Raw genomic sequence first — 19,864 nt, 5'->3', positions numbered from 1 at the left:
TTAACTCCCCATGATCGAATTAACCAACAAAAAAATATTAGTAACCGGAGGCTCCGGATTTCTCGGAAAACAGGTAGTAGCCGAACTACTAAAAGCAGGGGCTAATATGGATCATATCACCATTCCTCGCTCCAAAGATTGTGACCTCACCATCTGGGAAAACTGCCAAAAAGCTGTAGAAAATCAGGACATCGTAATTCACCTCGCCGCCCATGTAGGGGGTATCGGTTTAAACCAAGCCAAACCAGCGGAATTATTTTACGATAACCTCATGATGGGAACACAACTGATTCACGCTTCTTATCAAGCAGGGGTAGAAAAATTTACCTGCGTTGGCACCATCTGCGCCTACCCTAAGTTTACCCCCGTACCCTTCAAAGAAGAAGACTTATGGAATGGTTATCCTGAGGAAACCAATGCCCCCTACGGCATCGCTAAAAAAGCCCTCTTAGTGCAACTAGAATCCTACCGTCAACAATACGGCTTCAATGGCATCTATCTATTACCGGTTAACCTTTATGGCCCCGAGGATAACTTTAACCCCGAAAGTTCCCATGTCATACCAGCCCTAATTAAAAAAGTCCATGAAGCCTTAGAAAAAGGAGAAAAAGTAATCCCTGTATGGGGTGACGGTAGCCCTACCCGTGAATTTTTATATTCCAATGATGCGGGGAGAGGCATTGTCATGGCAACTCAATTATATAATTCCCATGAGCCTATTAATTTAGGTACTAATTTTGAAATTTCCATCAAGGATTTAATCGAGTTAATCTGTGATTTGATGGGTTTTGATGGTGAGTTGGAATGGCAAACTGACAAACCCAATGGGCAACCCCGTAGATGTTTGGATACCACCAAAGCAAAGGATACTTTTGGCTTCACTGCTAATATGGAATTACGTCAGGGGCTTAAAAATACTATTGATTGGTATGTGAATAATGGATGATTGAGAATTGATAATGGATAATGGTGGTTATGGAATCGCATTGAGACATTAGTATGTTAATAATTGATTTGGTGGGCAGTGCATCCCCCTATTCGGACTTTAATCGCTAAATATTAACTTTGCGTCTTGGCGAGAAAAAAACTACCCTATAATTATCCATTCATCATTCTCCATCATGGCCATAAAAAGATCATCATCTGAGCATAAGAAAGAGCGTTTACCCCTCCAGCGTAAAAGTAAATTTAAAGCTCCTTCCCCTGAAGATACTGAGATTTTATTGCCCCAAGAAATTGCTGAGGATGGGGAACAAAATGAGGATAAGATTAGACCCCAAAAATTGGCTGATTATATTGGGCAAAAGGATTTAAAGGGAGTGTTAAACATTGCGATCGCAGCGGCGAAACAACGGCAAGATCCTTTAGATCATATCCTATTATATGGGCCCCCCGGACTGGGTAAAACCACCATGTCCCTCATTTTGGCATCGGAAATGGGAGTTAGCTGTAAAATTACCGCAGCCCCCGCCCTCGAGCGCCCCCGGGACATTATCGGGCTATTAATATCTTTACAACCAGGGGATATTTTATTTATCGATGAAATTCATCGCCTCAATCGAGTAACCGAAGAATTACTCTATCCTGCCATGGAAGACAAAAGGTTGGATGTCACCATCGGCAAAGGGCAATCCGCCAAAATTCGCAGTATTCCCCTAAAACCCTTTACCCTCATCGGTGCTACCACCAAAATCGGCTCGTTAACATCCCCCCTGCGCGATCGTTTTGGGTTAATTCAAAGGTTACAATTTTATCAGCTAGACGAATTGACGGAAATTGTTAAAAGGTCTGCTCAAATATTTGATGTTAAAGTGGATGAACAAGGGGCGCAAGAAATCGCCCGTCGCTCTAGGGGTACACCCCGTATTACCAATCGTCTTTTGCGGAGGGTACGGGATTTTGCTCAGGTAAAAGGAAGGAAAAAAGTAGATCAAACCCTTGCCAGTGAAGCCCTTGACCTCCATAACGTCGATCGCCTCGGGCTAGATTGGACAGATAGACTGGTATTATCAACCATCATCGAACAGTTTAACGGTGGCCCCGTGGGCCTAGATGCGATCGCCTCTGCCACAGGAGAAGACGCCAAAACCATCGAAGAAGTGTACGAACCCTATTTATTACAAATCGGCTTTATCAACCGTACCCACCGAGGTAGAATCGCCACCGAAAAAGCCCAAAAACATTTAGTAGAAATGGGCAATGAAAATTAGGGCTTGATGAAAGGTGGAATCGTGAAGGCGGAGAATAGGCAATGGGTAATGGGCAATAGTTTCAAGGTTTTTCCTGATTTGTGCAGTGGGGCAAGTGCAAAGATACAATCTACTTACCCGACATAATCCGAACTTAATATTAATTACTCCTTAACTGCTTAACATTACTTTACAATAGAGGGTAAAGGAATAAATAAAATTGAAGTATCAATAATGTTGAACTATCAAACATGGCAATGGCGGGGTTATAACATCGGCTACCAATCCTATGGCAAAAAAGAAGCCCCTGCGGTGGTATTCGTCCATGGCTTTGGAGCAAATTGCGGTCATTGGCGCAAAAATATCCCCGTCTTAGGGGAAGACTTTAATTGCTATGCACTAGATTTAATAGGCTTTGGGGCATCCGCAAAACCAGAACCCGATGACGATATTAGCTACACTTTCGACACATGGGCGCAACAGGTAGCAGACTTTTGCAAAGAAATCGTCGGTAGCCCCGTTTATTTAGTCGGTAACTCCATCGGTTGTGTGGTAATCATGCAAACCGCCGTGGATTTTCCCGAATTAGTGTTAGGCATTGCCGCCCTAAATTGTTCCCTCAGACTACTGCACGAAAGCAAAAGAGAATCCCTCCCTTGGGTGCGTAATGTAGGGGCTACAGCCATGCAAAAAGTATTAAAAAATAGAGCTATTGGTAACTTTTTCTTTCAACAAATCGCCAAACCCAAAGTAATTCGCCGAATTTTATCCCAAGCCTATCGCCGTAGTGATGCCATTACCGATGATTTAATTGAGCTAATTTATCAACCCTCTCAAGACGTGGGGGCGGCGGCAGTATTTCTTGCTTTTACAGGCTATTCAGGGGGGCCATTAGCCGAGGAACTATTACCCATTTTACCTTGCCCTGCTATCATTTTATGGGGTACTGAAGATCCATGGGAACCCATTGAAATGGCAAAGGAATGGGCGAATTTTTCTACGGTAAAACAGTTTATTCCCCTGGAAGGTTTAGGGCATTGCCCCCAAGATGAAGCCCCAGAGGTAGTTAATCCTATTTTGAAAAATTGGATTATAGATAGCGAAAAATTACAACCGTTACAGGTTTAACTATCCATGGTGAGAGTTAGACTATTTTTTCTTAGTTTGTCGATTTTTGGTTTTGTAATATATTATATTTAGGGTTATTACTGAGTTACTAAGGTTATGGGACAGTTAGAATATAAGCCTAATGTGCGCACTTGCGGAATTAATTTAGATCATTGGTATGTGGTAGCCAGAGATGTGGAAGTTACCCATAACCCTGTGAGTGTCACCCTTTGGCATCATGAAATTGTCCTTTTCCGAGATGGCCAAGGAAAGATTAATGCTTTGGAAGATCGTTGTCCCCATCGTCAGGTAAAATTGAGTGCTGGTAAGGTGGTCAATGATAATATTGAATGTGCTTACCATGGATGGCAGTTTAATCAAGAGGGAAGTTGCTCTTTTGTGCCTTACCTCGAAGAAAAGCAAAAGTTGCCTAGTTGCAAGATTAAGCGTTATCCTGTGCAGGAGTTAGATGGTTTTATTTGGTTATTCCCGGGGGATGGGGATAGTAATGCAGTTAGTCCGATGGGTTTACCTGAGTGGGAGCATTTGAATTATATTGGCAGTGTGGCGGAGGTTGACTGTCCGGGGCATTATTCTTATTTAATTGAGAATTTGATGGATATGCACCATGGACATCTCCATGATAATTATCAGGCGTGGGCTTCGGCTACTCTCAATACAATTGATGTCAGTGATACGAGGGTGGATGTGTTATATGATGCCCAAAGTTATTACCGCATTGACAAAATTTGGTCTATTTCTCAGTTGTTTTTTCCTTCTTTACGGAAGTTACACCCCGAACCTTTGAGGGTTAGTTATGTTTATCCCCATTGGAGTTCTAGTTTGGGGCCCGATTTTAGAATCTATTGTCTTTTTTGTCCTGTGAATGAAACTACTACGAAGGCGTATTTAGTTCATTTTACTTCTTTGGAGTCTTTTTGGCGTTTACATAAGTTGCCTGTGTGGTTTAGACGGTTTATAAAAGATAGTCTTTTTAATGCGGCTAAGGGTTTATTACAGGGGTTAATTGTTCAGGATGTGGAAATGATTATCCAAGAGCAAAAGGCTTTTAATGAGAATCCTTTACAGCGCAATTATGAGTTAAATCGTGCGATCGCCAAGGTGCAACAATTAATCATCTCTCAGGCAATTAATTAATTACTCGTACGGAGGTAGCATGGTATGTCTTCTACCCTTTATTTTTGTTCTATTTCCTCGATAATTTTTGCCCATGCTTGGGAAGGGTTTTCGGCTTGGGTAATGGGGCGCCCAATGACTAAATAATCGGCTCCAGAGGCGATCGCCCTTGCAGGGGTCATTACACGCTCTTGATCCCCTTTTACCGCCCATGCAGGACGCACCCCAGGGCATACGAGAATAAAATCATCTCCGCATACTTCTTTTAATTTTGCGGCCTCTTGGGGGGAACATACCGCCCCATCCATGCCTGATTCTTTGGCAAGCAAAGCGTTATTTAAGGCGTATTCGGGCAGTTCAATAGGAACTTTGAGGTCAAAGGCGAGTTGACGACTACTAATGCTCGTCAGAACGGTAATTGCGAGAAGTTTTGGGTGACCCTGCCCCCCTTTCAAAACAATCTTCTTCGCTGATTTGAGGGCCTCTCGTCCTGCGGTGGCGTGAATGGTGAGTAAATCCACATCATATTTTAAAACGGATTTGGTGGCGTTTTTGACGGTGTTGGGAATGTCATGGAATTTGAGATCGAGAAATATTTTTTTACCTTCATCCTTGAGGAATTGTAATACTTCGCCCCCCGTAGCAACAAACAACTCTAAGCCAACTTTCCAAAAATTTACCTCAGGCAAACTACGAATAAGGGCGATCGCACTTTGTGCATCGGGAACATCTAAAGGAACAATAATTTTATCGCTAGGACTTTCCATATACCAACCAATTGAGACTTAATTAGTTTATCAGAAATTGGGAAATGATACCAAATCCTGCTTAGATAGTATACTTATTTAGAAGGAAACATTGAGCCAGTGATAGTTAGTTAACTTTCTAATTTCTTCTTGCATTTCTTTTCTGAGAAAATTACAGCGTTGAACAAGAATTTCTTCGATTTCTTCTATACTTTCAAAATATTGGTTAACTAAAGGTTCATCTACTAAACTCCATAATCTTTCGGCTGGTTGTAGTTCTGGAGAATATGGTGGTAAATATTCTATTTCAATTCCTTGGGGCACTTTTGATGATTTACTCCGATGCCAACCAGCATTATCTTCTACCAACAAGACTTTTTTATTGTCCACCAGAGCATCCTTGGCAAATGCTTCATAGACTAAATTTAACCATTGTGTACTTACTCTCGGTATCAAATACCATAATGTTTCTCCCGTTTTTGGCTTGACAAAACCGTAAATATATAACCACTCATAACGATGATTGACTATTGCAGTTGGTCTTTCTCCTATTTTTCCCCATACTTTCTTTACAATCGGCTTTAATCCGATTCTATGTTCATCAAAAAACCACACATCTACTTCTTCTCCACTATGCTTGGCTTCAAAAGCTTTTACTTTCTCTCTAAAATTGTGCTTAAATTCTTGTTGTTCCTGGATATCTCCTTTTCTATGTTTTGGTCTCGGACTCTGCCAAGAGTACCTGCACTTTTTTAGATAGTCCCACCCCCTTTGATTCCACACTTTTTCTCTTCCTGTTTCTTTTTCTATCCAACGAGCCACTTTTGGCCCTGTCCAAAGTCCCCCATCTTCTGGTTTCGATTCTAATTCTGACTTTAATTTTTGCAATTGCTGGTCTGTTAATAGGCTTTTTTTTCCAACATTATATTTTTTTCTTGTTTTACGACCATTTAATATTCCTTGTTCTCCCTGATTGTTATACTTTTTAATTATTTGTTTGGCGTAAATATAACTTATTCCTACTGCTAAGGCACTATTTTTTACGCTCCATCCACAAGATATTTTCCACAATAAGTGCCATCGTCTTGATTCCACATTATCTTTATTGGAAAAATATTTTTCTTTTAATTCTTCTCTACTCAAATAATCTGCTAAATATACTTTTCTTGCCATTGATTCTATCTAACATTATTTTTATTATTAATAGTATATTCTATTTCTCGGATTTAGTATGAGGGGTAGGGGAGATGGGGAGATTAATTTTATTATCAATTATTCATTCTCAATTACTTCCGTTGCGTAAAATATCGCTTGTCAAGGATAATAGATATATTAAGAGCAGTTCGTAAAAATAATTATTATGAGTAAAGGAACACTATTCGATAAAGTTTGGGATTTGCACACCGTTGGTACATTACCCTCTGGACAAACCCAATTATTTATTGGTTTACATTTAATTCATGAAGTAACCAGCCCCCAAGCCTTTGCAATGTTGAGAGAAAGGGGTTTAAAAGTATTATTTCCCGATCGCACCGTCGCCACAGTAGATCACATTGTACCCACCGAAAGCCAAGCGCGCCCCTTTGCTGATACCCTCGCCGAAGAAATGATCCAAGCCTTGGAAAACAATACCAAGGAAAACGGCATCAGATTTTATAACACCAACTCAGGAAATCAAGGCATCGTCCATGTTATCGCCCCCGAGCAAGGTTTAACCCAACCTGGCATGACCATCGCCTGTGGTGATTCCCATACCTCCACCCATGGAGCTTTCGGTGCGATCGCCTTTGGTATTGGTACATCCCAAGTCAGAGACGTATTAGCATCCCAAACCCTCTCCCTCACCAAACTAAAAGTAAAAAAAATCGAAATCAATGGCACCCTACCCCAAGGAGTTTACGCCAAAGATGTCATCCTTCATATCATCCGTAAACTAGGGGTAAATGGTGGTGTAGGCTATGCCTACGAATACGCAGGAACAACGTTTGAGCAGATGAGCATGGAAGAAAGAATGACCGTCTGTAATATGTCCATTGAAGGGGGCGCCCGTTGCGGTTATGTCAACCCAGATCAAATCACCTTTGACTATCTCAAAGATCGTGATTTTGCCCCCAAAGGAGAACAATGGGAAAAAGCAGTGCAATGGTGGCAAAGTCTCCGTAGTGATGACGATGCCCAATATGATGATGTAGTTACCTTTGATGCCTCCGAAATTGAACCCACCGTCACATGGGGTATCACCCCCAGCCAAGGCATAGGTATTAATGAGTCTATGCCCAACCTCAACAACCTCTCCGAAAATGATAGGGAAATTGCTGTTCAAGCCTTTGAATACATGCAATTACAACCGGGGCAACCCATTAAAGGTACTCCCATCGATGTATGCTTTATTGGCAGTTGCACCAATGGCAGAATAACTGATTTAAGGGAAGCTGCCAAGTTTGCTCAAGGTCATCATGTCGCCGAAAACGTTAAAGCCTTTGTGGTTCCTGGTTCTGAAAGGGTTAAAAAAGTAGCCGAAGCCGAAGGATTAGACAAAATTTTTGTAGAAGCAGGTTTTGAATGGCGCGAACCGGGTTGCTCTATGTGTTTAGCCATGAATCCCGACAAACTACAAGGAGATCAAATTAGTGCATCTTCTTCCAATCGTAACTTTAAAGGTCGTCAAGGGTCAGCCCAAGGGAGAACTTTGTTAATGAGTCCTGCCATGGTAGTTGCTGCCGCTGTTCATGGTAAAGTTGCCGATGTTAGAGAATTGTAAATATAAATAGGGGGTGGGGCATGGGGATAGTTTTTTCGTTTAAAAATAATCCCCTAGAGAAAATAACAAACAGTGTTGAGATTTTCAATAAATGAGCGATAATAGTAACTAAGTACTGAATTACTAACTCAAAACCATGAATAGTTGCGTTTTAATGGCAAAAATAATTCGTAGCCCCCAACTACGATACACTCAAGAAAGTCAACTAGCTATCAGTGAAATGATGGTCGAGTTTGAAAGTATCTCTCCCAATAATCCCCCATCAACCCTTAAAGTAATTGCTTGGGGAAATTTAGCCACCGACATTGAGCAAAAATATAAAGAAGGCGATGAAGTAGTCCTAGCTGGGCGCCTAAAAATGGATTTAGTAGAAAGACAAGGATATAAAGAAAAAATTGCCGAGTTAACTATCTCTCAAATTCACCCCGTAGGAAGTAATGCTCCTTCTTCCCATGATAATGTTGTCACGATTGAGGGCAATAATAATTATGATGATCACGGAGCCATTCTTGAGGAGGATCATAGCACTGAAGATTTACAAGAAAGCTATGGCAACGATGACACAAATTTAGATACTATTCCTTTCTAATAACCTTAAAATCGCCCCTGACCCTTGGGCATTTTAACACCTACGCAAAAAGCACCCCCCATAAAGGAGAGTGCTTTTTAGTTATTGTTTAGTTGTTAAACTAGCTTCCGTTAGATATTAACCGTTGATTACAGGAGCAGATACTGCTTCAGCAGAGGCTAAGTCTAAGGGGAAGTTGTGAGCATTACGTTCGTGCATTACTTCGATACCGATGTTGGCACGGTTTAATACGTCTGCCCAAGTTCCAATTACGTGACCTTGGCTATCTAAGATAGACTGGTTGAAGTTGAAACCATTTAAGTTGAATGCCATGGTAGATACACCCATTGCGGTGAACCAAATACCAATTACAGGCCATGCACCTAAGAGGAAGTGTAACGCGCGGCTGTTGTTGAAGGATGCATATTGGAAGATTAAACGACCAAAGTATCCGTGAGCAGCTACGATGTTGTAGGTTTCTTCTTCTTGACCGAATTTATAACCGTAGTTTAAAGACTCGGTTTCGGTGGTTTCACGTACCAAAGAAGAGGTTACGAGAGAACCGTGCATTGCGGAGAATAAAGATCCACCAAATACACCAGCTACACCTAACATGTGGAAGGGGTGCATTAAGATGTTATGCTCTGCTTGGAACACGAACATGAAGTTGAAGGTTCCAGAGATTCCCAAAGGCATACCATCAGAGAAAGATCCTTGACCGATAGGATATACTAAGAATACTGCAGTGGCAGCGGATACAGGTGCAGAGTATGCAACACAAATCCAAGGACGCATTCCTAGACGGTAGGATAGTTCCCACTGACGACCCATGTAACAGAAGATTCCGATTAAGAAATGGAATACTACTAATTGGTAAGGGCCACCATTGTACAACCACTCATCCAAAGATGCCGCTTCCCAAATGGGGTAGAAGTGTAGACCGATAGCGTTGGAGCTAGGTACTACGGCACCAGAGATGATGTTGTTTCCGTATAATAAAGAACCTGCTACAGGCTCACGGATTCCGTCGATGTCCACAGGGGGAGCAGCTACGAATGCTATTAGGAAACAAGTGGTTGCAGTTAGTAAACAAGGGATCATTAACACACCGAACCAACCTACATAGAGGCGGTTATTGGTAGAGGTGATCCACTGACAAAACTGCTCCCATGCGGAAGACTGTTGTTGTTGTAAAGTGGTAGTCATATTGTTATGATTGCGTTATATATTTTTCTAGGTACTCTGTGTGAAGTTGTTTACCTCACATTTATATATTAACTAATATGTAAAGTTTTGTCAAGGACTTTTCTGAAAAAAAAGTTAAATTATCGTTACGTTTCGTGACAATAGCATACTCGTCATTAGCCTTAAGTCTTTGTAACGAAGTGGTTGTGGAGATTATGTATATATTTTCATCCAGAGCAAAAAAGGAAATAGATATGTAAAGAAGATTAGAAAAAGACTATCCCGTGAAAAGCCAATGTGTAATAAGATATTGATCATCACCATGACACACTAAGCTATGAAATCAATTTCTATATTAGGATCAACAGGATCTATCGGTACTCAAACCTTAGATATTGTTAGGGAAAATCCTCAACAGTTTCGGGTAATTGGATTGGCAGCTGGTAGTAATTTAACACTCCTTGCCCAACAAATTAAGGAATTTAGACCGGAAATTGTTGCCATTCGAGATGAGGACAATTTATCTTCCTTAAAGGAATTGTTAAGCAATCTTGATTATCAGCCGATATTATTGGGGGGGAGTGATGGTATCTGTGAGGTGGCAAGGTATGGAAGTGCGCAAAGTGTGGTCACTGGTATTGTGGGGTGTGCTGGACTGTTGCCCACCATCGCAGCTATCAAGGCTGGAAAAGACATTGCCCTTGCGAATAAGGAAACGTTGATTGCTGGGGGACCTGTGGTGTTACCCCTGATTGAAGAGTACGGGGTGAAGTTGTTTCCTGCGGATTCGGAACATTCCGCAATTTTTCAATGTTTGCAGGGTGTACCTGACAAGGGTTTAAAAAAGATTATCTTAACGGCTTCTGGGGGTTCTTTTCGTGATTTGCCAGTGGAAAAGTTGGCTTCAGTAACGGTTAAGGATGCGCTTAAACATCCTAATTGGTCTATGGGTCAAAAAATTACTATTGATTCTGCGACTCTTATGAATAAAGGGTTAGAGGTGATTGAGGCTCATTATCTTTTTGGTCTGGACTATGATGATATTGATATTGTCATTCATCCTCAGAGTATTATTCATTCGATGATTGAGTTACAGGATACGTCGGTTTTAGCTCAGTTGGGATGGGCTGATATGCGTTTACCTTTACTTTATGCGCTTTCTTATCCCGATCGCCTTTATACTAATTGGGAGTCTTTGGACTTAGTAAAAGTAGGTAGTCTTACTTTCCGTGAACCTGATCATCACAAATATCCTTGTATGCAGTTAGCTTATTCCGCCGGTAGGGCGGGGGGTTGTTTACCTGCGGTGTTAAATGCGGCAAATGAACAGGCGGTGGCTCTTTTCCTCGAAGAAAAAATTGCTTTCCTTGATATTCCCCGTTTGATTGAGACTGTGTGCGATCGCTTTTCGCCCCAGAATAAAGCTCAACCTTCCCTAGATGATATAATTGAAGCGGATCAATGGGCAAGAAGAGAAGTGTTACAATCTCTCACAGTGTTAGCTTAAACCACAAAAATTACCCCACCCAAACTCCTCTCTCATAATTGAGGGGTTTTTTCTCACTATCATAGCGATAAACTATTTGACTAAAAATAAACCTTGAAAAAAGAAATAAATTCTTGAGCAATTTCTATTTGAAATTGAGCATCACTATCATCAATGCCAGAGTCTAAATCATAATCACTACGAGTTCTTAAATCTTGAGCATTAATTAAAGCTCGGTGAAATTTTCTTAATTCTTGATCTTTTTTTGCAAAAGCACTAATTACTCCCGCATGACTTGAAAAACTCAATTCCTGTTCCAAAATAAAACCTTCTGCAATATAAAACATTGCATAGTAAGCACGAGATACCGCCAATTCTGGTAAACCATTTTCAAGAAGCAGTTTAGAGCCTTTTAAACTACGTTCTGCTTTTTCTAGTAGCAATTTTTGGTCTTTATTCATAGGGGTATTCCTTCTCTTTTTATATTAATTAGAAAAGGAGTTTTATCATTCAAAAAAGATTTCTGAGAGATAAACGCCCGAGAAATAACAGTATCGTATTCCAGTGATAAGTCAGCAATAAAAGTACTGGTTTTATTTAGCTCTTGAAGATAGTTAAAAGTGCTTTTAAGAACTATTAAAATATCTATATCTGAATATATTTTTGCATCTCCTCTCGCTTGAGAGCCATAAAGAATAATACTATGTAGGTCTTTTTTATAGCATTCAGATAACTTTTTTTTTGTTTTATTTATTATTTTATCCAGTTCAGGATGTTTCACTTTTATACTAATAGAATAAGAGATTTTGTTGATATTAGGTAGGTAACAAGATATGGCAGTCCTAAATCATTTATTAAAATTTAAAATTGATTTCGCCCCTTGTTGAGGGGGGCTAACTCCGGATCATATTCCCATGACTCATATAAAATTCCTATACCCAGTTTATCATACATAGTTTAAATGCTTTAAAAGCGATCTCGCAGAGAGCAAAGTGGCAGACCTCCCCTTATCGGACCTACCTAAGACACAACGGTAATTGCACCCATAATATAATGATATAATTAGCACGGTATAATCCCTAATAGCACTAGCTTAAAAACGAGAAACAATAAATTATGGTATGGAATTTCGAGCCAAAAATATTATTACAGGGTATCAACGAACCTGAAGCCCTATCCTATGTCAAGGCTACCCAATGGAAAAATACTAATCAGTTAGTGGGAGTGCCATCAGACTATATTGGCGATTCATACCATGATATACCCCTATTTGACCTTGTCAGCGAAGCTGTAGAACACCTTGGGGGGATCAAGACCAGTATTATTTTCAATCATCCCTTCCTTGTGTTAGATGCCGCCCTCGAAGCCATAGACGCTGGTATCAAGCAAATTATTATCAATGCTGGAGGAATTCCCCCCCTTGACTTATTCAAGTTAAAACAAAAAGCCCAACAAAAACAAGTACAGCTTTTGGGCACCAACGGGGCAGGAATATTAATGACCGATAAAGCCAGTTATGGGGTGCTAAATCCTCAGTTATACCCTTCTGGCAATATTGGGATTATTAACTATGGGGATAGCAAAATAAGTTTTGAACTAGCTTTGCTCTATCAAGAAAATGATCAAGGAATATCTACAGTTATTAACCTCGGAAATTGTACCTTTCAGGAAGTTGATTGGGAGATGTTACTTTCAACCCTCAATAATGATCAAAATACCGAAAAAATCATTATCAATATTAATAACATCCTTTCTATCAATTATGAGAAACTCGCCCATAGTATTCTAAATTATCAAGAAAAACCTGTTTTCCTGTATAACTTAGATTCTCATGATCTTAATGCTATTATGAGAGGACCTCAACCGAGAATTATTACTGATCAAATCCCTTTACATCTTAATCAAGTACAATCTCCCCAAGAAATTATTAACTATTGGCAGGAATTGGGTTTAAAAGTTATTTCTAACCCCCTCGATATTTTTTCATAAAGTCGTCAACTTTAAATTGAAACAAATATTACAAAATTTATAGGGTGGGCATTGCCCACCATGGGCTAACTAAGTTTTTTTAGAAATTAAAGAAAGAGAAAAATGCCTGACCAATGCCATTGTTAGTATTAACAGGAACGATAGTATTCGCATTTTCTAGGGGAGGAGCAATATTTTCTGGTTCAACATTATCCGCCCCAAACTCAAAACTACCAATGTCCACATTACCATTAACAATTCGGGTTAATCCTCTTTGATCCCTTAATACTTCTTCAAAGATAGACACTTGCTCAATGAAAGTGTTATTTCCTGTATTAATAGCTGGACTACCTTCCAATAAAGGGTAAAAACCTGCTCCATCAAAAGTACCCAAAAGAGGATCAACAGGATTATTGATACCCCCTGCGATGTTGCCATTAACTCCATTAACGATTAAGCCGTTACCATTGCCTACAAGGTTAGAGCTACTATTTACGCCAAAAAATCCTTCAATATCGGGACTGCCTGTATTTCTGGCAACAATACTATTTCTGATCAGAATCCCCTCTAAGTCACCGTTAGACAAAATACCAGAACCTAATTCGGCATCATTATCAACGATGGTAGAATTGACTATTATTACTTCTCCCGGGCCACCTTCATTTACTAAATCAATTAAGATTGCACCGCCCCCAGCAAAAGCATCATTGTTAGGATTAGTCGGATTTACGGCTTTGAAACCTGCGAGTAGGGCTCTGTTTTGGGCAATGGTAGTATTGAGAATTGTAAGGCTTCCTCCGCTGTGCCAGATGCCTCCACCCCCTTCTACTTGGTCAACGTAAAAGGTTCTAACATTGGCCTCGTTACCAATAATGGCACTATTATTAATTGTCATCGCCCCATTATTAAAAATACCTCCTCCATTAACTTCTGATTGGTTATTTCTGATGATGGAGTTGTTAATTTGTACTGTGCCGAGGAGATTGGCGATCGCACCGCCGTTCACATTTGCAGGGGAAGTGACTCCATCCCATCCAGATAAATTATTTTTAATAACACTATTATTAACGATTAATAAACCATTTTGTAAAATCCGAATGGCTCCTCCCGAAAAAGAATCGGGCTCTAAACTTTGTTCCACGGGGCCACCTTCGGCAAACGTTCCTTGAGTCAAACCATTTTGAAGAGTAACGTTTTCAATAGTTAATAATCCTCCATCTTTAACATCAAAAATGCGATCGCCCAAAGCACTAGCATCAATAATTGTATTACTAGGATCTTCCCCCACAATGGTTACACGGGTATTAATATCTAAATCACCAGTTCTGAGGACTGTATTATCAAATAATCCTAAAACACTATCAGGGGCTGCTTCCTCCTCACCATTACCATTATCACCATTACCATTATCAGTATCATCCTGATTTTCTCCACCACTATCACCGCCGCCATTTTCTCCCTCATCGACAGTTTCCTCTTGATTTTCATCAACAGTTTCTTCTTGTTCTTCCTCCTGCCCGTCATCTCCTTCTACTCCCTCTGTCTCAGCAGGAGAACCAACTTGCTCTTGGAAACGAAAATCTTCTCTACCCTCAATGGTCAAATTATAAGTTCCTGCTGCCAGTTGAATGATATATTGTCTAGCAGGATCTCTATGGGCAATAATGATTGCATCTCGTAAAGACAAACCATTACTCGCATTACCATCATTTTGATCCTCGAAAACATCTACCACTAGGGTAATGGGTTCTAATGCCATCTCCCCATTATTCATCTCATTAAGAATAATGGAATTATTATTTACAAACTCACTAAATCCCTCATCGGTAAAGGAGTTGTCCAGACCGTTCATCATACCGTTATTTGCCCCAAAAGAGCTTACAATACGGTCAAATTCCGCTACCCTCGCACCAAAATCAATACGCTCTAACATACTATTTATCCCCTATTTATTATATTGATTTATTTATCTCATGATACCCTTTCTTCTCTATGAAAACTAACAAAGATAAAATAAAAAAGCCTTGTTTTTTGTATCGGAGCGATGGCAATTTTGGTTAATTGATTATGAATAATAAGATCTAAATTGACAAAAAAAACCCCCCGATGTCGGAGGGAAATAAAAAAATGTTTCGCAAATAAATTATGCTAAACCAGCTAAGAATACGTTGACTTGAGCCTGAGTAGCTACGCTAGCTGCAATGGGATCAAGGAAGTTACGACCAGCTTCAGTTGTGTAATTACTTAAAGAATCAGGATTGGAACCTAAACCAGTGGTAACTAGGTCAGCAGAAGAAATCTTGTTATTAAGAGTAATTCTATCAGTACCAGTAGCACCCAAAGCAATTTCAATGGCAGCAGTACTAGCGCTTACATTACCTAAATTGATTTGTTCAGTCCAGAAGTTTCTTCCTGCGGTGTCAGAAGGTCTGTCAAAAGCTTGTTGATAAATTTGCTCTACAACACCTAGGGTCGTGAAGTTAGCAAATAGACTGGTTGCTTCGGTGGAAGTACCAAAATCAGTGGTGAAGCTGTTGTAGAAGTCTAAATCTGCACCAGTTAGTACATCTCCTGTGTTAGGGGTGTAACTAAAGTTTTGAGCTGCAATAGCATCTTCCCAGAAGTTCAAACCACTAGGATCCGCAGGTCTTCCATAATACGCAACATAAAGAAGTTGTGCATTATCAGCATTCAAGGTTAAAGGTCCGCCAAACTCAGGATCTGCCAAAGAAGGTTGTCTAGAGTCAGTGAACTCACGTAAAGCGATGTTTAAACCTTCACCATCAATACCTAAATCATAGGATTTAATAGTAGGTATATTGTTAGCATCATTTTGATTAGCCGTAGAATCAATTACTTGAAGTACAAAACCATCATCTAAATCAAGATTTCCAAAGTTTGCGTTGGTTATTTGAATAGCGTTCAATCCACTGGTAATTAGTTCTCCAGTTGTTGCATTGAACAATCTTAAGTTAGCTCCATTGGCGGTAAGGTCTAAATTTTCACCAGTATCCAATGATCCAGACAAATCTAAGCGATACTGATCAACTAAAAGAGTGTCTAAAGGATTAAGAACATTGCTAGTTTTGAAACTATCAGTTGGTGTGAAAGAACCAACAATGTTTACAGAGTCAGTACCAGTGCCATTACTAACTGGGGATAATCCTGTATTAAATTGATTAACACTGGCAATTATTCCATTCCCTGGAACAGCTGCAGGTGAAACAGTTAAACTATATTGATAGTTACTTGCATCAAAGTCAAATGCACCAGGATTTAAAGCAATAGGTCCTGCAGGAAAAGCCGTAAACTTGACTCTATAGGTTTCCTCTGCATCAAATGCTGTAGCGGTGTTGAAAACTAAACCACCGTTGCTTCCAGCATTTCCAGTCGAACCAGTAACAAATTCACCAGTTTTAGCATTAAAAATAGTGATGTTTGCACTACTTAAAGCACTAGGAGCAGAAGCGGCAAAGGTAAAGTTCAAGTTAGTTATGTCTTCATCACCTACGGTGAATTCAAACTCATCGAAAACGCTAGTAGATGTAGGTGCAAGTCCTGGATTATAGAAAAAATCGTTACTGTTGAAAACTCCAGTAAAGTTAAATGTACTCATATTTTTTTATCCTGAAAGAAGGTGATGTTTTTGTATTTTTGGTCAATAAAATTATTCTGATTAATACTACCATAGCATTTTAAAACTTGTCAATATTTCCTCAGAATGGAGTTAAAACTTATTATAATGCCCTAAATTAAAATATTTAATATAATTTAGAAGTACATTTTATCTTCATATCTTGACTTTTTTACGAGTAAGATAGAAAGGCTTTTTATTACTTTATTTTTAAGTATTTTAGTTTAACTCCTCACACACTCTTATACAAAGAGATGTTCTGTTACGATTAAGATTATAGCGATAATAACGGAAAATGAAACACTTTTTCCAAAAAAATCTACTTTTTTGATTTTTACGATTATTCCCTACATTAAAAAGAACTGGATCCCTATCCGTAAAAGTAAAATCATAAAGCCAAAGTATAATACCCTAGGACAAGACGTTAAAGACTGAGGTTTCGTTCCCTTCGATCTCCCTAAATCCACCTTATTAAGGGGGACTTGCCATATTTAGTTCTCTTGTGAGCGTAAAATACAGTTTAAGGAATAAATCAAAACTTTTACTCCCTCATTATTTTAAAAGTATTATCTTACTCCCCCCTTATCAAGGGGGGCAGGGGGGGGATCTCTAACGCTGAAACTTGAGGGGCAAGGGTGGGCATAATAGCATCAGGTTTGATCCCCCTAAATCCCCCTTACTAAGGGGGACTTACCATATTTCGTTCTCTTGTGAGCGTAAAATACAGTTTAAGGAATAAATCAAAACTTTTACTCCCTCATTATTTTAAAAGCCTTATCTTACTCCCCCCTTATCAGGGGCAGCAGGGAGAGATCTCCTAACGCTTAAACTTAAGGGGCAAGGAGATCCGATTACACCACAGGAAGACTATTAATAGAAGTATTAACCTGTCCTTGGGTAGCTACCGATAAACCAACAGAATCAAGGAAATTACGCCCCACTGTGACCGCATCAGCACCACTATAACGAGACGTAACCCCCTGATTTACCAAGCTATTAGTGAATAGGTTTGAACTATCGATCTTGTTTTGTATGATAGTTAAATCTCCACTGGTGGCACCCAAAGCAATTTCCAAAGCTGCGGCTGGTAAAGAAACATCCCCATTATTAATGGCATTGAGCCAGAAATTTAAGCCCTCAGAATCCGCAGAACGATTAAAGTTTTGTTGGTAAATTTGGTTAATACGAGCAACGGTATTTAAACCACCAAACAACTGCCCCGACTCCGTGGAGTTACCAAAATCATTAACAAATTGATTGTAGGCATTTCTGGCAGACTCAGGAAAATTGGCTAAAACATCGCCACTACGAGGAGAATAACTAATACCACTGTTACCCAATACATTAGACCAAAAAGTACGTCCTGAAGGGTCAGCTGGCCTGCCATAATAAGCTACATAGGCAATTTCTGCGTTACTGCTATCAAGGGTAAGAAAATTTTCTCCTCCCCCAGCGCTAGGAGTCCTTTCTTCCAAAGAAAGATTACGTCCAGAGGAAAAAACATTGACATTATAAGCAAGGGTACGACTGGGATCAACATTACCAATTTCTGCTCCCCCCTCCACTTCAAAACCAGCTACTTTTAACCGTAAGTCATCCCCATTAGTAATCAGGGTGTTAACTGTCGCCGCAGGGATAGTAATAAGGGTACTATCATTATCAGCAACAAAATCATTACCGAAGCCAAAAGCAGTATAAGCAGTCTGCCCCAAAATCTCTCCAGTACTATCATTTAGTATGGCAACATAAGGGCCACTGTTATTGTTCCCTAGGGCATTTCCCCCAACACCAGTAATAGTAACAACCACATCGGAGGCACTACCCGGATTATCAAAAGAAAAACGATATTCATCAGCAAAACCCACTCGACCATTACCGCTTCCAGCAATGTCTCCAGCTTCGCCATCGGTAAAACCAACTATTTTTTCATTACCAGCATTACTACTTTGTCTCGCCACAAAAAGAGTGTCAGTACTTTCCAAAATTTTGGTAGTACCAACACTATTTAATCCAGAGGAAATAGTAGTAAAGTCACTATTTTTGGCTTGAAAAGTTTGAAACTGTGGCACTCCAACTTGAGGTAAGGTCCCTTGGAGGGTATAGTTAGGGGTAGGAGTAAACCCAAATAGATTAGGCAAAGCCCCTGCCGCACCCCGTCCAACTACCTGTAAGCGATAGTTGGTTCCTCCATTTAGAGGTGTACCACTGATGGTGGCATTGCCCCCCGCAGAAGTGACAGAGCTAACCACTTGATTAGTGTTAGTGTTCACCAAGATTAACTTAAAGTCCGCGGAGTTGGTTAAACTCGGAGATGAAACCGTTAGGGTAGGACTTGCGTTACCCGTTAAGCTGAACTCAAACTCATCCACAGGGCGCCCGCTAGGACGACGAAAATTGACAAAGTCAGAGAATCGGTTAAAGCTACGAAGGAAATCCGTAGAGCTAAAACTTCCTTGTAAAATTACATTTTGTGTCATTTTTTTATATATTGTGTTTTCTGTCACTGACGAAATTTTAAAGTTTTCGTTCCAAATAAAATTAATTCTTAATAAAACTTTTTAATGTGCTTCTCCTCGTGGGCAGGAAAGGGATTTAGTGGGTTATGCCAAGGTTTTTGGGCAGTAGCCTAAACCTTGAGAAAACTGTAGGCGAAATGCTTCTATTTCGGCGGTGTTGGGAATACCATAGGAAACGATCGCCACTTGGTAATCAACCATTACTTTCACAGGGCTTTCTCCCATATCTAGGCTACAAAATACCAAGTTCATTTTGACTTTGGGATGATAAATATATCCTATTTCTTCAAGAAAAGCCCTCAAATTACCATATTGTAATTGAGTTAAGAAATAGGGTACCTTGAGACGAATTACCCAACCATTAATCTGATTCACCACAGTTAGTTCTGATTCCCCAAATAAGGGCGTTTTTATCAAAAAGTTAATTAGCCTAATTACTAAACTAGCGTTATCAATAAAATAGATATATTCCATGGTTTTCCCCTCAATTCCCTTTGTCTTTATCTTTTCTTTATATTCCCAGATCGAGGTTCCTTTACATAAGGGGTAAACCACCCTTTATCGGCA

The 19,864-nt window shown here is 39.8% G+C and carries 17 protein-coding genes; 8 read left to right on the top strand and 9 right to left on the bottom strand.

What is annotated here, in order from left to right; genetic code table 11:
- Positions 1-10: 10 nt before the first annotated feature.
- The 4 genes from A5482_RS03000 to A5482_RS02985 all read left to right on the top strand — a co-directional run bounded on the left by A5482_RS03000 (position 11) and on the right by A5482_RS02985 (position 4,454).
- Positions 11-946 (top strand): GDP-L-fucose synthase family protein, encoded by a 936-nt coding sequence (locus tag A5482_RS03000; RefSeq protein WP_069791426.1) that lies wholly within the window; start codon positions 11-13, stop codon positions 944-946.
- 175 nt (positions 947-1,121) lie between these two features.
- On the top strand, positions 1,122-2,210 hold the full coding sequence (ruvB, locus tag A5482_RS02995; protein ID WP_069791425.1) for a Holliday junction branch migration DNA helicase RuvB: 1,089 nt from the start codon (positions 1,122-1,124) through the stop codon (positions 2,208-2,210).
- Between the two features lie 213 nt (positions 2,211-2,423).
- Entirely contained in the window at positions 2,424-3,317 is an 894-nt protein-coding gene (locus tag A5482_RS02990; RefSeq protein ID WP_069791424.1) for an alpha/beta fold hydrolase, read from the top strand.
- A 96-nt stretch (positions 3,318-3,413) separates the two neighbouring features.
- Complete coding sequence (locus A5482_RS02985; RefSeq protein WP_069791423.1) at positions 3,414-4,454, top strand: aromatic ring-hydroxylating dioxygenase subunit alpha; 1,041 nt, start codon at positions 3,414-3,416, stop codon at positions 4,452-4,454.
- 38 nt (positions 4,455-4,492) lie between these two features.
- Here the strand turns inward: A5482_RS02985 and pyrF are convergent, their stop codons facing one another.
- Entirely contained in the window at positions 4,493-5,200 is a 708-nt protein-coding gene (gene pyrF, locus A5482_RS02980; protein ID WP_069791422.1) for an orotidine-5'-phosphate decarboxylase, read from the bottom strand.
- Between the two features lie 78 nt (positions 5,201-5,278).
- A complete protein-coding gene (locus A5482_RS02975) occupies positions 5,279-6,352 on the bottom strand; it encodes an IS630 family transposase (RefSeq protein WP_069791421.1) in 1,074 nt (357 codons plus the stop codon).
- Positions 6,353-6,539: 187 nt separating this feature from the next.
- Between A5482_RS02975 and leuC the strand changes: the two genes are divergently transcribed.
- Together leuC and A5482_RS02965 are read left to right on the top strand one after the other, a co-directional pair.
- Positions 6,540-7,940, top strand: a complete 1,401-nt coding sequence (leuC, locus tag A5482_RS02970; protein WP_069791836.1) for a 3-isopropylmalate dehydratase large subunit — start codon at positions 6,540-6,542, stop codon at positions 7,938-7,940.
- A gap of 136 nt (positions 7,941-8,076) precedes the next feature.
- Positions 8,077-8,529, top strand: a complete 453-nt coding sequence (locus A5482_RS02965) for a single-stranded DNA-binding protein (RefSeq protein ID WP_069791835.1) — start codon at positions 8,077-8,079, stop codon at positions 8,527-8,529.
- 117 nt (positions 8,530-8,646) lie between these two features.
- On the opposite strand, the gene psbA is transcribed toward A5482_RS02965, so the two are convergent.
- Entirely contained in the window at positions 8,647-9,714 is a 1,068-nt protein-coding gene (psbA, locus tag A5482_RS02960; protein WP_069792042.1) for a photosystem II q(b) protein, read from the bottom strand.
- Positions 9,715-10,030: 316 nt separating this feature from the next.
- On the opposite strand from psbA, the gene dxr reads away from it, so the two are divergent.
- Entirely contained in the window at positions 10,031-11,200 is a 1,170-nt protein-coding gene (gene dxr, locus A5482_RS02955; protein WP_069792043.1) for a 1-deoxy-D-xylulose-5-phosphate reductoisomerase, read from the top strand.
- Positions 11,201-11,280: 80 nt separating this feature from the next.
- Here the strand turns inward: dxr and A5482_RS02950 are convergent, their stop codons facing one another.
- Both A5482_RS02950 and A5482_RS02945 read right to left on the bottom strand, forming a co-directional pair.
- Entirely contained in the window at positions 11,281-11,640 is a 360-nt protein-coding gene (locus tag A5482_RS02950; RefSeq protein WP_069792044.1) for a HEPN domain-containing protein, read from the bottom strand.
- Complete coding sequence (locus tag A5482_RS02945) at positions 11,637-11,960, bottom strand: nucleotidyltransferase domain-containing protein (RefSeq protein WP_069792045.1); 324 nt, start codon at positions 11,958-11,960, stop codon at positions 11,637-11,639. The genes A5482_RS02950 and A5482_RS02945 overlap by 4 nt, the downstream gene beginning before the upstream one ends.
- 335 nt (positions 11,961-12,295) lie before the next feature.
- On the opposite strand from A5482_RS02945, the gene A5482_RS02940 reads away from it, so the two are divergent.
- On the top strand, positions 12,296-13,168 hold the full coding sequence (locus A5482_RS02940) for a hypothetical protein (protein ID WP_069792046.1): 873 nt from the start codon (positions 12,296-12,298) through the stop codon (positions 13,166-13,168).
- Between the two features lie 79 nt (positions 13,169-13,247).
- Here the strand turns inward: A5482_RS02940 and A5482_RS02935 are convergent, their stop codons facing one another.
- The 4 genes from A5482_RS02935 to A5482_RS02920 all read right to left on the bottom strand — a co-directional run bounded on the left by A5482_RS02935 (position 13,248) and on the right by A5482_RS02920 (position 19,771).
- Positions 13,248-15,080: a choice-of-anchor Q domain-containing protein gene (locus A5482_RS02935; RefSeq protein WP_069792047.1), complete on the bottom strand. Its 1,833-nt coding sequence runs from the start codon at positions 15,078-15,080 to the stop codon at positions 13,248-13,250.
- 210 nt (positions 15,081-15,290) lie between these two features.
- Complete coding sequence (locus A5482_RS02930) at positions 15,291-16,763, bottom strand: DUF4214 domain-containing protein (protein WP_069792048.1); 1,473 nt, start codon at positions 16,761-16,763, stop codon at positions 15,291-15,293.
- Between the two features lie 869 nt (positions 16,764-17,632).
- Positions 17,633-19,258: a DUF4214 domain-containing protein gene (locus tag A5482_RS02925; protein ID WP_069792049.1), complete on the bottom strand. Its 1,626-nt coding sequence runs from the start codon at positions 19,256-19,258 to the stop codon at positions 17,633-17,635.
- 123 nt (positions 19,259-19,381) lie between these two features.
- Complete coding sequence (locus tag A5482_RS02920) at positions 19,382-19,771, bottom strand: hypothetical protein (RefSeq protein ID WP_069792125.1); 390 nt, start codon at positions 19,769-19,771, stop codon at positions 19,382-19,384.
- Positions 19,772-19,864: the final 93 nt, after the last annotated feature.

The organism is Cyanobacterium sp. IPPAS B-1200 (assembly GCF_001747005.2).
Taxonomy (GTDB): domain Bacteria; phylum Cyanobacteriota; class Cyanobacteriia; order Cyanobacteriales; family Cyanobacteriaceae; genus Cyanobacterium.
Note: the sequence above shows the minus strand (reverse complement) of the source record. Positions and strands in the feature narration are given on the sequence as shown.

Excerpts from the sequence above, each read along its gene's own strand:
- A5482_RS02930 (WP_069792048.1), bottom strand. The coding sequence starts at position 16,763 with ATGAGTACATTTAACTTTACTGGAGTTTTCAACAGTAACGATTTTTTC.
- A5482_RS03000 (WP_069791426.1), top strand. The coding sequence starts at position 11 with ATGATCGAATTAACCAACAAAAAAATATTAGTAACCGGAGGCTCCGGA.
- A5482_RS02975 (WP_069791421.1), bottom strand. The coding sequence starts at position 6,352 with ATGGCAAGAAAAGTATATTTAGCAGATTATTTGAGTAGAGAAGAATTA.
- A5482_RS02985 (WP_069791423.1), top strand. The coding sequence starts at position 3,414 with ATGGGACAGTTAGAATATAAGCCTAATGTGCGCACTTGCGGAATTAAT.
- A5482_RS02940 (WP_069792046.1), top strand. The coding sequence starts at position 12,296 with ATGGTATGGAATTTCGAGCCAAAAATATTATTACAGGGTATCAACGAA.
- psbA (WP_069792042.1), bottom strand. The coding sequence starts at position 9,714 with ATGACTACCACTTTACAACAACAACAGTCTTCCGCATGGGAGCAGTTT.
- A5482_RS02920 (WP_069792125.1), bottom strand. The coding sequence starts at position 19,771 with ATGGAATATATCTATTTTATTGATAACGCTAGTTTAGTAATTAGGCTA.
- A5482_RS02950 (WP_069792044.1), bottom strand. The coding sequence starts at position 11,640 with ATGAATAAAGACCAAAAATTGCTACTAGAAAAAGCAGAACGTAGTTTA.
- A5482_RS02925 (WP_069792049.1), bottom strand. The coding sequence starts at position 19,258 with ATGACACAAAATGTAATTTTACAAGGAAGTTTTAGCTCTACGGATTTC.
- leuC (WP_069791836.1), top strand. The coding sequence starts at position 6,540 with ATGAGTAAAGGAACACTATTCGATAAAGTTTGGGATTTGCACACCGTT.
- A5482_RS02990 (WP_069791424.1), top strand. The coding sequence starts at position 2,424 with ATGTTGAACTATCAAACATGGCAATGGCGGGGTTATAACATCGGCTAC.
- dxr (WP_069792043.1), top strand. The coding sequence starts at position 10,031 with ATGAAATCAATTTCTATATTAGGATCAACAGGATCTATCGGTACTCAA.
- A5482_RS02935 (WP_069792047.1), bottom strand. The coding sequence starts at position 15,080 with ATGTTAGAGCGTATTGATTTTGGTGCGAGGGTAGCGGAATTTGACCGT.
- pyrF (WP_069791422.1), bottom strand. The coding sequence starts at position 5,200 with ATGGAAAGTCCTAGCGATAAAATTATTGTTCCTTTAGATGTTCCCGAT.
- A5482_RS02965 (WP_069791835.1), top strand. The coding sequence starts at position 8,077 with ATGAATAGTTGCGTTTTAATGGCAAAAATAATTCGTAGCCCCCAACTA.
- ruvB (WP_069791425.1), top strand. The coding sequence starts at position 1,122 with ATGGCCATAAAAAGATCATCATCTGAGCATAAGAAAGAGCGTTTACCC.